Origin of the sequence: Pantoea sp. BS_8 (assembly GCF_041954965.1) — a bacterium.
GTDB lineage: Bacteria > Pseudomonadota > Gammaproteobacteria > Enterobacterales > Enterobacteriaceae > Pantoea > Pantoea stewartii.
On record NZ_JAVAXU010000003.1, the window covers coordinates 318,680 to 331,780 of the forward strand.

The 13,101-nt window shown below is 52.6% G+C and carries 13 protein-coding genes and 1 other RNA gene; 9 read left to right on the plus strand and 5 right to left on the minus strand.

Annotated elements, in window-relative coordinates:
• Positions 1 to 355: 355 nt before the first annotated feature.
• On the plus strand, positions 356 to 2,017 hold the full coding sequence (gene nadB / locus RAC65_RS10350) for an L-aspartate oxidase (RefSeq protein ID WP_375093563.1): 1,662 nt from the start codon (positions 356 to 358) through the stop codon (positions 2,015 to 2,017).
• Here the strand turns inward: nadB and RAC65_RS10355 are convergent.
• The gene (locus tag RAC65_RS10355; RefSeq protein ID WP_039340031.1) at positions 2,002 to 2,751 is read right to left on the minus strand and encodes a tRNA1(Val) (adenine(37)-N6)-methyltransferase; all 750 of its coding nucleotides are present in this window, start codon (positions 2,749 to 2,751) and stop codon (positions 2,002 to 2,004) included. The two genes, nadB and RAC65_RS10355, sit on opposite strands and share 16 nt — an antisense overlap.
• A 167-nt stretch (positions 2,752 to 2,918) precedes the next feature.
• Here RAC65_RS10355 and srmB point away from each other — a divergent pair, with 167 nt between their 5' ends.
• Positions 2,919 to 4,247, plus strand: coding sequence for an ATP-dependent RNA helicase SrmB (gene srmB, locus RAC65_RS10360; protein WP_033740936.1), 1,329 nt, complete (start codon positions 2,919 to 2,921; stop codon positions 4,245 to 4,247).
• Between the two features lie 208 nt (positions 4,248 to 4,455).
• Here srmB and grcA read toward each other — a convergent pair whose 3' ends face one another.
• Positions 4,456 to 4,839, minus strand: a complete 384-nt coding sequence (gene grcA, locus RAC65_RS10365) for an autonomous glycyl radical cofactor GrcA (RefSeq protein WP_039340033.1) — start codon at positions 4,837 to 4,839, stop codon at positions 4,456 to 4,458.
• Positions 4,840 to 5,096: 257 nt separating this feature from the next.
• On the opposite strand from grcA, the gene ung reads away from it, so the two are divergent.
• Complete coding sequence (ung, locus tag RAC65_RS10370) at positions 5,097 to 5,786, plus strand: uracil-DNA glycosylase (RefSeq protein ID WP_006120500.1); 690 nt, start codon at positions 5,097 to 5,099, stop codon at positions 5,784 to 5,786.
• Positions 5,787 to 5,833: 47 nt separating this feature from the next.
• On the opposite strand, the gene grpE is transcribed toward ung, so the two are convergent.
• On the minus strand, positions 5,834 to 6,415 hold the full coding sequence (gene grpE, locus RAC65_RS10375) for a nucleotide exchange factor GrpE (RefSeq protein WP_375096665.1): 582 nt from the start codon (positions 6,413 to 6,415) through the stop codon (positions 5,834 to 5,836).
• Positions 6,416 to 6,537: 122 nt separating this feature from the next.
• Between grpE and nadK the strand changes: the two genes are divergently transcribed.
• The 3 genes from nadK (at position 6,538) to bamE (ending at position 9,696) form a co-directional block, all read left to right on the plus strand.
• A complete protein-coding gene (gene nadK / locus RAC65_RS10380; protein WP_006120497.1) occupies positions 6,538 to 7,416 on the plus strand; it encodes an NAD(+) kinase in 879 nt (292 codons plus the stop codon).
• A gap of 84 nt (positions 7,417 to 7,500) precedes the next feature.
• Positions 7,501 to 9,162: a DNA repair protein RecN gene (recN, locus tag RAC65_RS10385; protein WP_375096666.1), complete on the plus strand. Its 1,662-nt coding sequence runs from the start codon at positions 7,501 to 7,503 to the stop codon at positions 9,160 to 9,162.
• 186 nt (positions 9,163 to 9,348) lie between these two features.
• Positions 9,349 to 9,696: an outer membrane protein assembly factor BamE gene (bamE, locus tag RAC65_RS10390; protein WP_185199093.1), complete on the plus strand. Its 348-nt coding sequence runs from the start codon at positions 9,349 to 9,351 to the stop codon at positions 9,694 to 9,696.
• A 97-nt stretch (positions 9,697 to 9,793) separates the two neighbouring features.
• Here the strand turns inward: bamE and RAC65_RS10395 are convergent, their stop codons facing one another.
• Positions 9,794 to 10,087 carry an RnfH family protein gene (locus RAC65_RS10395; RefSeq protein ID WP_006120493.1) on the minus strand — a complete coding sequence of 98 codons (294 nt, stop codon included), beginning with the start codon at positions 10,085 to 10,087 and terminating at the stop codon, positions 9,794 to 9,796.
• Positions 10,080 to 10,514 (minus strand): type II toxin-antitoxin system RatA family toxin, encoded by a 435-nt coding sequence (locus RAC65_RS10400; protein WP_006120491.1) that lies wholly within the window; start codon positions 10,512 to 10,514, stop codon positions 10,080 to 10,082. The genes RAC65_RS10395 and RAC65_RS10400 overlap by 8 nt, the downstream gene beginning before the upstream one ends.
• A 158-nt stretch (positions 10,515 to 10,672) precedes the next feature.
• Between RAC65_RS10400 and smpB the strand changes: the two genes are divergently transcribed.
• The 3 genes from smpB (at position 10,673) to RAC65_RS10415 (ending at position 12,941) form a co-directional block, all read left to right on the plus strand.
• Positions 10,673 to 11,155 carry an SsrA-binding protein SmpB gene (smpB, locus tag RAC65_RS10405; RefSeq protein WP_033740943.1) on the plus strand — a complete coding sequence of 161 codons (483 nt, stop codon included), beginning with the start codon at positions 10,673 to 10,675 and terminating at the stop codon, positions 11,153 to 11,155.
• 43 nt (positions 11,156 to 11,198) lie between these two features.
• Positions 11,199 to 11,561: a transfer-messenger RNA gene (ssrA, locus tag RAC65_RS10410) on the plus strand.
• 183 nt (positions 11,562 to 11,744) lie between these two features.
• Complete coding sequence (locus tag RAC65_RS10415) at positions 11,745 to 12,941, plus strand: integrase domain-containing protein (protein ID WP_375096667.1); 1,197 nt, start codon at positions 11,745 to 11,747, stop codon at positions 12,939 to 12,941.
• The last annotated feature ends 160 nt before the right edge of the window (positions 12,942 to 13,101 follow it).

The following is a 13,101-nucleotide window of genomic DNA, read 5'->3' on the forward strand; positions in this document are numbered from 1 at the left end:
GTAAAGTCTCCCCAAATACTTTCTTATGCGTTAAGGAACTGCCAGCACACAGCTATTGAGCAAGCATGCGCTTTGAGTCATTACGTGGCGAAAAGTTCATTTTCGGCCGCTTTGCTGCAGGATTACACAGTTTGTTGATTTTCGTTCAATGTAACACGCGCAAATCGCAGGCAGAGTAACCTATGACAGCCGCTTTTTCATCTTTAAATCCTTGTATTCGATTAAGTTTGGTATGAAAAACGGATTTTAAACGGTTAAACAACTAACCATTTGATATATCTCATAAATTAGATTTAGCCCGCTATTACGCCTGCTTGCGTGTTCAAAATACTTCACAAAAAACCATCAAAGGCTTATGCTCGGGTCATTCTTGTTTAGTAAATTAAACACTATGACAATATTCTCCCCCTCAGATTATCAGTGTGATGTGCTTATTGTGGGCAGCGGTGCGGCGGGACTGTCACTGGCGTTGCGGCTGGCCTCGCATTACCGGGTCACTGTGCTCAGTAAAGCGCAGGTTAATGAAGGCTCAACGCTGTATGCGCAGGGCGGCATTGCGGCAGTGTTTGATGAAACTGACAGCGTGGATTCTCACGTTGAAGACACGCTGATTGCCGGGGCGGGCTTGTGCGATCGTGAGGCTGTTTCATTTGTCGCCAGCAATGCGCGGCACTGCGTGCAGTGGCTGATCGATCATGGCGTGGCGTTTGATACCGATCCTCAGGCCGGCGGTGAAATGCGTTACCACCTGACGCGAGAAGGCGGCCACAGCCATCGCCGTATTCTGCACAGCGCCGACGCCACCGGCCGGGAAGTGGAAACCACGCTGGTCGGCCAGGCGTTGCGTCATCCGAATATCCGCATCCTGGAACGCACTAACGCGGTGGATCTGATCCTGTCAGACAAACTGGGCTTACCGGGCCCCCGCCGGGTAATGGGGGCCTGGATCTGGAACCGCAATCGCGAACGGGTCGAAACCTGCCAGGCGCGCGCCGTCGTGCTGGCCACGGGCGGCGCGGCCAAAGTTTATCAGTACACCACGAATCCCGATGTCGCCTCTGGTGACGGCATTGCGATGGCCTGGCGAGCAGGATGCCGGGTCGCTAACCTGGAATTTAACCAGTTTCACCCTACCTGCCTGTTTCATCCGCAGGCGCAAAACTTTCTGCTGACGGAAGCCCTGCGCGGCGAAGGCGCCTGGCTGGTGCGGCCCGATGGTTCGCGGTTTATGCCTGACTTCGACGAACGCGCGGAGCTGGCCCCGCGCGATATCGTCGCCCGCGCCATCGATCATGAAATGAAACGGCTGGGCGTAGACTGCATGTATCTGGATATCAGCCACCAGCCGCCGGCCTTCATCCGTTCCCACTTCCCGATGATTTACGAAAAACTGCTGACCTTTGGCTTTGATCTGACAAAGGACAGAATCCCTGTGGTGCCCGCCGCGCATTACACCTGTGGTGGCGTGGTCGTCGATCGGCATGGCCGCACCGACATCGATTGTTTATATGCAATCGGTGAAGTCAGTTATACCGGGCTGCACGGTGCCAACCGCCTCGCCTCAAATTCTGTCCTGGAGTGTCTGGTATATGGCTGGTCTGCCGCGGAGGATCTGATGCGGATCTTACCTGAAACGGAGACCGTAGATCGTTTACCGGCATGGGATGAAAGCCAGGTGGATGATGCCGATGAGCGCGTGGTCATTCAGCATAACTGGCATGAGCTACGGCTGTTTATGTGGGATTATGTCGGCATTGTCCGTACCACTAAGCGGCTGGAACGCGCGTTGCGCCGCATCAGCCTGCTTCAACAGGAAATCGACGAGTACTATCGCCACTTCCGGCTGTCAAACAACCTGCTGGAACTGCGCAACCTGGTACAGGTGGCAGAGCTGATGGTGCGTTGTGCGCTGCAACGCAAAGAGAGCCGCGGACTGCATTTTATTCGCGACTATCCCGATACGCTGGCGGAAGCGCAACCGACCGTCCTGCAGCCCGGCGATCACATAAACAAATAGAAGTCACGCGTCAGGCTTTGCCAGGCGTCAGAATACTGCCGGTCGGCATCGCGGATAGCCAGGCGTTCAAACAGGGTTTCACCCGGACTGGGTGAAAACCCCAGCAATACACGATGCGGCGGACGGTGAGCATATTCCGCCACATCGAAGCGAAAGCGCAGATGCCAGCCCTCCGATTGTGCCTGCGCAATCACCTCCTGCCCTGTCGTCTCAGGCAATATCACACAAAAGAAGCCCTCTTCTTCTATGAGCAACGCTGCGCAACGTAATAAGGTCTGATGGTTTAAGGTACCGGTCGCGCGTGCGCTGTCGCGTGCCGACGTTGAGCAGGCCACGCCAGGTGCAAAGTAAGGCGGATTACTGACGATCAGTGAATAGCGCGTATTGCTGTTTTCCGCCCACTGCGCGATATCCTGTTGATGAACATGAATACGCGCAGCCCAGGGTGACTGACAGGCATTCTCGCTGGCCTGTTGCGCAGCGTCGGCATCGAGCTCCACCGCATCGATCACCACATCAGAATGCGTTCGCTGGGCCAGCATCAGCGCAATCAGGCCCGAACCGGTACCGATATCAAGGATGCGCTTTACCCCGGCGACCGGTGCCCACGCGCCCAGCAGAATGCCATCAGTACCGACCTTCATTGCACAGCGATCGTGTGCGACAAAAAACTGCTTGAAAGTAAACCCGTTCTTTTTTAACTGCGGCCGCGCCTGCGGCTTGTCCTGCATCATACTCAGCGACCATTCACCTGTTTTTCTGCCGTATAGCTGGCGCCAAGTGTAACGTGCCAGGTTGGGGAATTCACGCCGTTGACGTAATCTGACGCAGTCAATACCGATAAACAGATGAAGATTATGTCCGATCTGTCTATAATCAGCGCCCCAAACTGAGGTAGAACATGACCGTAACCACATTTTCCGAACTTGAACTCGACGAAAGCCTGCTTGAAGCGCTGCAGGAGAAAGGCTATACGCGCCCGACAGCAATTCAGGCTGCTGCCATTCCCCCCGCGCTGGAGGGCCGCGACGTTCTGGGTTCGGCACCTACCGGGACCGGGAAAACCGCCGCGTATTTATTACCGGCGTTGCAGCACCTGCTCGATTTTCCACGCAAGAAGTCTGGCCCGCCACGTATTTTAATTTTAACGCCCACCCGTGAACTGGCGATGCAGGTTGCCGACCAGGCGCGGGAACTGGCGAAACATACGCATCTGGATATCGCCACTATCACCGGCGGCGTGGCCTTTATGAACCACGCCGAAGTGTTCAGCGAAAATCAGGACGTTGTGGTTGCCACCACCGGCCGTCTGCTGCAGTACATCAAAGAAGAAAACTTTGACTGCCGCGCAGTGGAAACGCTGATCCTGGATGAAGCAGACCGCATGCTGGACATGGGATTTGCCCAGGATATCGAAACCATCGCGGGTGAAACGCGCTGGCGTAAACAGACGATGCTGTTCTCCGCCACGCTGGAAGGCGAGCATATTAAAGATTTTGCCGAGCGCCTGCTGAACGAGCCGGTTGAACTGGAAGCCGATCCCAGCCGTCGCGAGCGTAAGAAAATTCAGCAGTGGTATCACCGCGCCGACGATCTTGAGCACAAAACCAAACTGCTGGTTCACCTGTTAAAGCAGCCGGAAGTGACCCGATCCATTGTGTTTGTGCGTAAACGTGAACGCCTGCATGAACTGGTCAGCTGGCTGCATGATGCCGGAATCCGCACCAGCTACCTGGAAGGGGAAATGGTCCAGGCTAAACGCAATGAGGCGATTAAACGTCTGGTGGAAGGTCGGGTAAACGTGCTGGTCGCCACCGATATCGCCGCACGCGGGATTGACGTGGAGGATGTGAGCCACGTGATTAACTTCGATATGCCACGCACGGCGGATACCTATCTGCACCGCATCGGCCGTACGGGCCGTGCCGGTCGTAAAGGCATCGCCATTTCGCTGGTCGAAGCCCATGACCATCTGCTGCTGGGTAAAGTCAGCCGCTACGTTGACGAGCCGATTAAAGCACGGGTGATTGACGAGCTGCGTCCGGTCACGCGTGCGCCTTCGCCAAAAACCACCGGAAAACCGTCGAAAAAGGCGCTTGCGAAGCGTGCAGAGCGAAAAGCCAAAGAAGAAGAGAAACCGCGGGTGAAAAAACGCCATCGCGATCTTAAAAATGTCGGTAAACGCCGCAAGCCAAGTGGCAGCTCATCCGGCAGTGAGAATGCGGAATAAAACAGCACGCTTCTAAAAAAATCGCCTCCTGAGAGGCGATTTTTCATTGTTCAGGTGGGTAAAGCCCGGTTTCGTCTCCATTCAGCATCAAACATCATAAAGCCGCCCGGCTGGATATTTCACCCGACGACAGTCATGTTCTATCTGTCTGTTAACGCGTAGAGATTTGTCCTTCTGGCGCTGCGTTTTATTTCAGCACACAGGCAGTTTATAAACTTTCCGTAAAGGTACGGGCAATGACGTCACGCTGCTGTTCAGGCGTCAGCGAATTAAAGCGCACGGCATACCCGGAAACACGAATGGTCAGCTGCGGATACTTCTCAGGATGTTTCACGGCGTCTTCCAGCGTTTCACGGCGCAGGACGTTAACGTTTAAGTGCTGCCCGCCTTCCACGCGCACCTGGGGTTTAATCTCGACCGGTACTTCACGGTAAGCCATGTCCCCTAACTCACCAATCGCGACAATCTGATCGTCCTGATAGCCTGCTACGGCACACAGACAACGTGCCTGAGCGGTTTCTTCATCTAACAGCCAGAACGAATTCACTAAGGCCGGATTGTGTGACTGGGTAATTTGAATACCTGTGATCATCTCAGTTTCTCCTGCAAGGCATTGGCTGGACCAATACCGTCAATAAATCAATGATGAGCAACTGGTATATCACTCGCTCATGACGTTAGTTTTGACCTGAATCAAGTACAATCGGGCACTTTTTGGCCACATTGCTAAGCGATTGATTTTTAAAACGTAGCGGGACTACATTTTATTGAATTTTTAAACTAATTTTAGGCTTCATGTCTGGATACTGAACAGCTAAGCTTAGCGTTCAGAACACAAGGGAGTTGATTATGGCTGCAAAGCTGACCTGGCACGATGTGCTGGCTGAAGAGAAAGAGAAGCCCTATTTCATTGAAACCCTGAAACAGGTCGCTAACCAGCGGGCTGCAGGCGTGACCGTTTATCCGCCGCAGAAAGACGTCTTTAATGCCTTTCGCTTAACGGAGTTAGGCGATGTGAAAGTGGTGATTTTGGGTCAGGATCCTTACCACGGGCCGAATCAGGCACATGGTCTGGCTTTTTCTGTATTGCCGGGCGTGCCCATTCCGCCTTCCCTTCAGAACATGTATAAAGAGCTGCAGCAGGATATTCCGGGCTTTGAGAAACCCAGTCATGGCTATCTGGCCAGTTGGGCAGAGCAAGGCGTGCTGTTGCTGAATACCGTGTTAACGGTGGAAGCGGGCAAAGCGCATTCTCATGCCCGGCTGGGCTGGGAAACCTTTACCGACAGGGTGATTGACGCGATTAACGCGCAGCGTGAAGGGGTAATCTTTTTACTGTGGGGTTCGCATGCGCAGAAGAAAGGCAGCATCATTGATCGCCAGCGCCATCATGTGTTGCAGGCACCGCATCCTTCTCCCCTTTCGGCACACCGCGGCTTTTTTGGCTGCCAGCATTTCTCAAAAACTAACGCCCTGTTAAAAGAAAGCGGCAGAGATCCTGTTGACTGGACACCGGTTTTACCTGAACCGGCAGCCTGAACACAACGGCCGCGCACTGACGCGGCCGTTGTGAGATGAGGCTACAATCAGGCTTTCGCCTTGGCCACTGCAACCATGGCCGGACGCAGTAGACGCCCATTCAGGGTATAACCGCGTTGCATCACCATCATCACGTGGTTAGGCTCGACCTCGTCAGATTCCATCATCGACATCGCCTGATGGACTTCAGGGTTGAACGGCACGCCGGTTTCACCGACCACTTCAACACCGAATTTACGCACTGCGCCCAGCAGCGATTTCAGCGTCAGCTCAATGCCTTCCACCATCGAAGCGGATTTCTCATCTTCTTTGTTCGCCAGCTCCAGCGCACGCTCCAGGCTGTCAATCACCGGAAGCAGCTCGTTGGCAAACTTCTCCAGCGCAAATTTGTGCGCTTTTTCAATGTCCATCTCGGTACGACGACGCACATTTTCAATCTCTGCCTGTGCACGCAGCTGCGCGTCACGCACGCCGTTCTGCAACTGCGCTAACTCAGCTTCGAGCTGAGCAATGCGCTCATCACGCGGATCCACCTCACCTGCTGTCTCCGCGTCCTGAGGTTGCTGTTGTTCCTGTTGAATTTCTTCTGAGACTTGCTCGTTTGGGGTGTTCTGTTCTTTACTACTCATGAATTTCTCCGCGTTTTGCACATTCACTTCGCTGGTTGGCTTATTATGGGGATTGGTTTGGCGGTTTCAAGGGAACACGTCACATCATCGTGCCGATTTGGCTTATGAGGAAGACCCACTCGATGAACAAACACTTTAACTGCATTGGAATTGTGGGCCATCCACGCCATCCCACCGCGCTCACCACGCATGAAATGCTGTGCCGCTGGCTGACCGGTAAGGGCTACCGTGTCATTGTCGAACAGCAGATTGCGCAGGAACTCTCACTGGACGATGTCCAGACTGGCACGCTGGCAGAAATCGGCCAGCAGGCGGATTTAGCCGTCGTGGTCGGCGGTGACGGTAATATGCTAGGCGCAGCCAGAGTACTGGCGCGGTATGACATAAAAGTGATTGGCATCAACCGCGGCAATCTGGGATTTCTGACGGATCTGGATCCGGATAACGCGCACCATCAGCTTGATGACGTGCTGAACGGCAATTATTTTGTGGAAAGCCGCTTTCTGCTGGAAGCGCAGGTATGCAAAACCGACTGTTCACCCCGCATCGGCAGCGCAATTAATGAAGTGGTACTCCATCCGGGCAAAGTCGCCCACATGATCGAGTTTGAAGTGTACATTGATGAGGTTTTTGCCTTTTCACAGCGCTCAGACGGCCTGATCATTTCTACGCCGACCGGATCTACGGCCTATTCCCTGTCCGCAGGGGGCCCGATCTTAACGCCGTCGCTGGACGCGATAACGATTGTGCCCATGTTTCCGCACACCTTATCGGCCCGGCCTCTGGTGATTAACAGCAGCAGCACCATTCGCCTGCGCTTTTCGGCCCGCCGCAACGACCTGGAAATCAGCTGCGACAGCCAGATTGCGCTGCCTATTCAGGAAGGGGAAGATGTGCTGGTCCGCCGCAGCGAAAACCATCTCAATCTTATCCATCCCAAAAACTACAGCTATTTCAACACGCTGAGTTCCAAACTGGGCTGGTCAAAAAAATTGTTCTGAAAGTGAGCGCGCCCTCTTTACTGGATAAAAAACCAGTTTATACTGTATGAAAAACCATATGTGTTTATTCATACAGGTGACGCTATGCTGGCACAACTGACCATCAGCAATTTCGCTATCGTTCGTGAGCTCGACATTGATTTTCAACGTGGCATGACGGCCATTACCGGTGAAACCGGTGCCGGTAAATCTATTGCTATCGATGCGCTCGGATTGTGCCTCGGCGGTCGCGTGGATGCCGATATGGTGCGTCAGGGTGCCAACCGCGCAGATTTATGCGCGCGCTTTCAAATCAAAGCCTCGCCTTCCGCTCAGCGCTGGCTCAGCGACAACCAACTGGATGATGGCAATGAGTGCCTGTTGCGCCGCGTGATCAGTGCCGATGGCCGCTCACGCGGTTTTATTAACGGCACGGCGGTTCCGCTTTCACAGCTTCGCGATTTAGGCCAGTTGCTGATTCAGATTCATGGACAGCACGCGCACCAGTTGCTGCTCAAGCCCGACCATCAAAAACACCTGCTGGATGCCTATGCCGGGCATGACGCGCTGCTGGTTGAGATGCGTGCGGCGTATCAGACCTGGCATCAGAGCTGCCGTACCCTGGCGCAGCATCAGCAGCAGGCGCAGGAACGTGAATCCCGTCGCGAATTACTGCAGTACCAGCTCAAAGAACTGAACGAGTTTGCCCCGCAGGCAGGTGAGTTCGAGCAGATCGACGAAGAGTACAAACGCCTGGCCAACAGCGGACAGCTGCTTTCAACCAGCCAGCAGGCACTTCAGCTTCTGGCGGACAGCGATGACACCAACCTCAACAGTATGCTGTACAGCGCACGCCAGATGCTGTCAGAGCTTACCGCACTGGATGACAAGGTCAGCGGGGTTTATAACCTGCTGGAAGAAGCGGCCATTCAGTTGAGCGAAGCCAGCGACGAACTGCGTCACTACTGCGACAGCCTCGATCTGGATCCCAATCGCCTTTATGAACTGGAACAGCGTATCTCGCGGCAAATCGCGCTGGCGCGTAAGCACCATGTCACGCCGGAAGGCTTACCCGCTCTCCATCAGCAATTGCTGGATGAAGCAGAGTTGTTATCCCAGCAGGAAAGCGATCAGGAAAGTCTGCAAACGTTGGTCACCGAACATTATCAGGCGGCCTTACAGTGCGCGGAACGACTGCACGAACAACGTAGCCGCTTTGCGGATGAGCTTCAGCAGTTAATTACCCAGAGCATGCATTTGCTTTCGATGCCGCACGGCCGCTTTGCCATCGACCTGGTGTTTAATCCCGATCAGTTAACGGCGGATGGCGCAAGCCGCATTGATTTCCAGGTGACGACCAACCCCGGGCAGCCTTTACAGCCGTTGGGCAAAGTTGCTTCCGGCGGTGAGCTGTCACGAATTGCGCTGGCCATTCAGGTGATTACGGCCCGCAAGATGGAAACCCCGGCGATGATCTTTGACGAAGTTGACGTGGGCATCAGCGGCCCTACCGCCGCCGTCGTCGGCAAGATGTTGCGCCAGTTGGGCGAATCAACACAGGTGATGTGCGTTACGCATCTGCCGCAGGTCGCCGGTTGCGGACATCAGCACTTCTTTGTCAGCAAAGAGACTGACGGCGAAATGACGGAAACCCATATGCAGCCGCTGGACAAGCGCGCACGTTTGCAGGAACTGGCGCGTTTACTGGGCGGCAGCGAGGTCACCCGCAACACGCTGGCTAATGCTAAAGAACTTTTAGCCGCCTGATATGCACTTTTTTAACACAGCGTGGTCATATGCATGCTCTGTAGAGGTTTCCAATAGCGAAAAGGTTTATTATCATCGACAGCTATTGTCGCCTGAATAATAAAGCCTGCCGCAGGCAGAGTTCAGAATTTGATGGCAGAAGAACAGCCTGTAAAAGGCGTTTGGCCCCAGAAAAGGAATGTATAGATGCGCTGTAAAACGCTGACTGCCGCGGCAGTGGTAATGTTGATGATGACCGCCGGATGCTCCACTTTAGAGCGCGTGGTTTATCGTCCCGATATCAATCAGGGAAACTATCTGGTTGCCAATGATGTTGCCAAGATTCATACCGGCATGACTCAGCAGCAGGTGGCCTATACACTGGGTACGCCGATGATGAAAGATCCGTTTGGTAGCAATGTCTGGTACTACGTATTCCGTCAGGAACCTGGCCATGAGAAGGTCAAACAGCAGACACTGACGTTGACCTTCGACCGCAACGGTGTGCTGACCAACATCGACAATAAACCTGCCCTGTCCTCGCAAGAAGGCTAACGGTTGATTCTGACCGTCGCCATCGCGGCGGTGATTAACCCGCAGAAAGCAAAAAGGCGCTCATCAGCGCCTTTTTCATGTTCTTCGATCTGACCGGTTATTTCTTGCTGCTGGCCGCGCGTTCTGCGCGTTGACGACGCAGTTCTTTCGGGTCGGCAATCAGCGGACGGTAGATCTCAACCCGATCGCCTTCCTGCACGATATCCGTCAGTTTCACCGGGTGGCTGTAAATGCCCACTTTATTGCTGGCAAGGTCGATATCAGGCCGCAGCTCAAGCAAACCTGATTTTTTGATGGCCTGCTCGACCGTACTGCCCTCTTCCAGCTTTACGTACTGCTGATACTGTTTTTCAGGCAGGGCGTACACCACCTCAACCGAGATATCAGGCACTGTAAACCTCTTTGGCGCGTTGCGTGAACGCCTGCACCATGCTGTTGGCCAGTTCTTTGAAGATGCGACCGAATGCCATTTCAACCAGCATATTGGTGAACTCAAACTCCAGGCTAAGTTCGACCTTACAGGCATCATCGCCGAGATCGATAAAGCGCCATCCGCCGGTCAGCTTGCGGAACGGGCCGTCGACCAGCTGCATATGAATGCTCTGGTTGTCGGTCAGCGTATTACGGGTAGTAAAGGTTTTACTGATGCCCGCTTTAGACACGTCGACTGACGCCGTCATCTGATTTTCAGAGGCATCCAGCACGCGGCTACCGGTGCAGCCCGGCAGAAACTGCGGATAGGCATCGACATCGTTTACGAGTTGGTACATTTGTCCGGCGCTAAAGGGGACCAGCGCCGAACGACTAATCTGAGCCATAATGGTTCCTGTTCGTCACAAAACCGCTAAATAATAGCATTTTCAGCGATTAAACAAAAATTCCTCATTGTCATGGTGTGCTAGAATACCCTGTTTCCTGCTGCCCCGCTGGACTGGGGATGCGATAACCGACCAAGTGATGTAAAATACGCGGCATTATGACAAAGAAAAAAGCACACAAACCCGGTTCTGCCACCATTGCCATGAACAAGCGCGCCCGCCACGAATACTTCATTGAAGAAGAGTTCGAAGCCGGTTTGTCGCTACAGGGATGGGAAGTTAAATCACTCCGTGCAGGTAAAGCGAACATCAGCGACAGCTACATTTTGCTGCGCGATGGCGAAGCCTATCTGTTCGGCTCAACCTTCCAGCCGCTCGCCGTGGCTTCAACGCATGTAGTCTGCGATCCTACCCGCAGCCGTAAACTGCTGTTGAAAAAGCGTGAGCTGGATTCACTGTATGGCCGCGTTAATCGCGAGGGCTATACCGTTGTCGCGCTGTCGCTCTACTGGAAAAACGCCTGGTGTAAGTTAAAAATCGGCGTGGCTCGCGGTAAGAAAGAGCACGACAAGCGTAACGACATCAAAGATCGTGAATGGCAAATGGACAAAGCGCGTATTATGAAGAATGCCAATCGTTAAATACTGGAATTCGATACGCTTTTTTGCTAGTATTTGAAGTTCTGGGGCTGATTCTGGATTCGACGGGATTGTGAAGCCTTAGGAGCATGCCGAGGGGCGGTTGGCCTCGTAAAAAGCCGCAAAAAAATAGTCGCAAACGACGAAAACTACGCTTTAGCAGCTTAATAACCTGCTGAGAGCCCTCTCTCCCTAGCCTCCGCTCTTAGGACGGGGATCAAGAGAGGTCAAACCCAAAAGAGATCGCGTGGATGCCCTGCCTGGGGTTGAAGCGTTAAACTTAATCAGGCTAGTCTGTCAGTGGCGTGTCCGTCCGCAGCTGACCGGCGAATGTAAAGACTGGACTAAGCATGTAGTGCCGACGGTGTAGTAATTTCGGACGCGGGTTCAACTCCCGCCAGCTCCACCACATAATGATCCGGACACGTCCGGTGAAATCCTGAAAGCCCGCACGGCACAAGCCCTGCGGGCTTTTTTGTGTCTGTAATTGTCCGAGGAATTCCGGCTAAATCCAGTGATTATTGGTATACGAATTGGTATACGTTAAAATGTATGCCAATAACGTATACCAATTCACGCAGGAAAGCCCCGCATGGCAAGGACTACGCGCCCTCTCACCAACACAGAAATACTTCGTTCCAAAGCCATTGATAAAGATCTGACGCTGCATGATGGCGACGGACTTTTTATGGTAGTGAAAACCACAGGAAAGAAGCTTTGGCGTTTCCGTTATCAAAGGCCAGCGACAAAACAGCGCACCATGATGGGCCTCGGTGCCTTCCCTGCTCTGTCGCTGGCCGATGCCCGACGCCTGCGCACTGATTACCTCGCATTACTCGCTAATGGTATCGACCCACAGACGCAGGCTAAACAAGTCACAGAACAGCACCAGATCGCATTAGATAGTATTTTCTCAACCGTTGCCGCTAACTGGTTTGCTTTGAAAAAGGCCAGCGTTACGCCGGATTACGCAAAGGATATCTGGCGTTCACTTGAAAAAGATGTTTTTCCTGCTGTTGGTGAGATACCGGTGCAGGAAATCAAAGCTCGTAAGCTGGTTGAAGCACTGGAACCGATTAAGGCTAGGGGCGCTCTTGAAACGGTTCGCCGCTTAGTTCAGCGTATTAACGAGATAATGATTTTTGCGGTTAATACTGGGTTGATCGATGCTAATCCTGCATCAGGGATTGGAATGGCTTTTGAAAAGCCTAAAAAAATGCACATGCCCACGCTGCGGCCAGAGGAACTGCCAAAGCTTATGCGCTCGCTTATGATGTCCAATCTGTCTGTTTCAACTCGCTGTTTAATAGAGTGGCAGTTGCTAACACTTGTTCGTCCCTCTGAGGCTTCAGGTGCTCGATGGATAGAAATAGATCTCAATGCCAAGCTTTGGATAATCCCGGCAGAGAGGATGAAGGTTAAGCGTGAACACGTTGTCCCCTTATCTTCTCAGGCGTTAGAAATTTTGGAGCTTATGAAGCCTATCAGTGCTCATCTTGAGCATGTATTTCCAAGCAGAAATGATCCAAAACTACCAATGAATAGCCAAACGGCTAATGCTGCGTTAAAAAGAATTGGCTACGGTGGAAAACTTGTTGCTCATGGAATGCGTTCTATTGCAAGTACTGCTTTAAATGAAGCTGGTTTTAACGCTGATGTTATAGAGGCTGCGCTGGCTCATACCGATAAAAATGAAGTGCGCAAAGCATACAATCGTTCAACATATCTTACCAAACGTGTAGAATTAATGGCTTGGTGGGGTGAATTTGCTAACCGCCCATTAACATAATGAATTGATAAATAACGAATTTATTTTTTAAGAAAAATCCTAGCAAAAAAATTAAAGATCATATAATTTATAGGTTGCTTCCCAAATAAAGATCAACAAAGTTCTCTAAATTGAATCAAGTAGGGTTTATGGATAACGATCTTCCTGAAGAATGCTATCA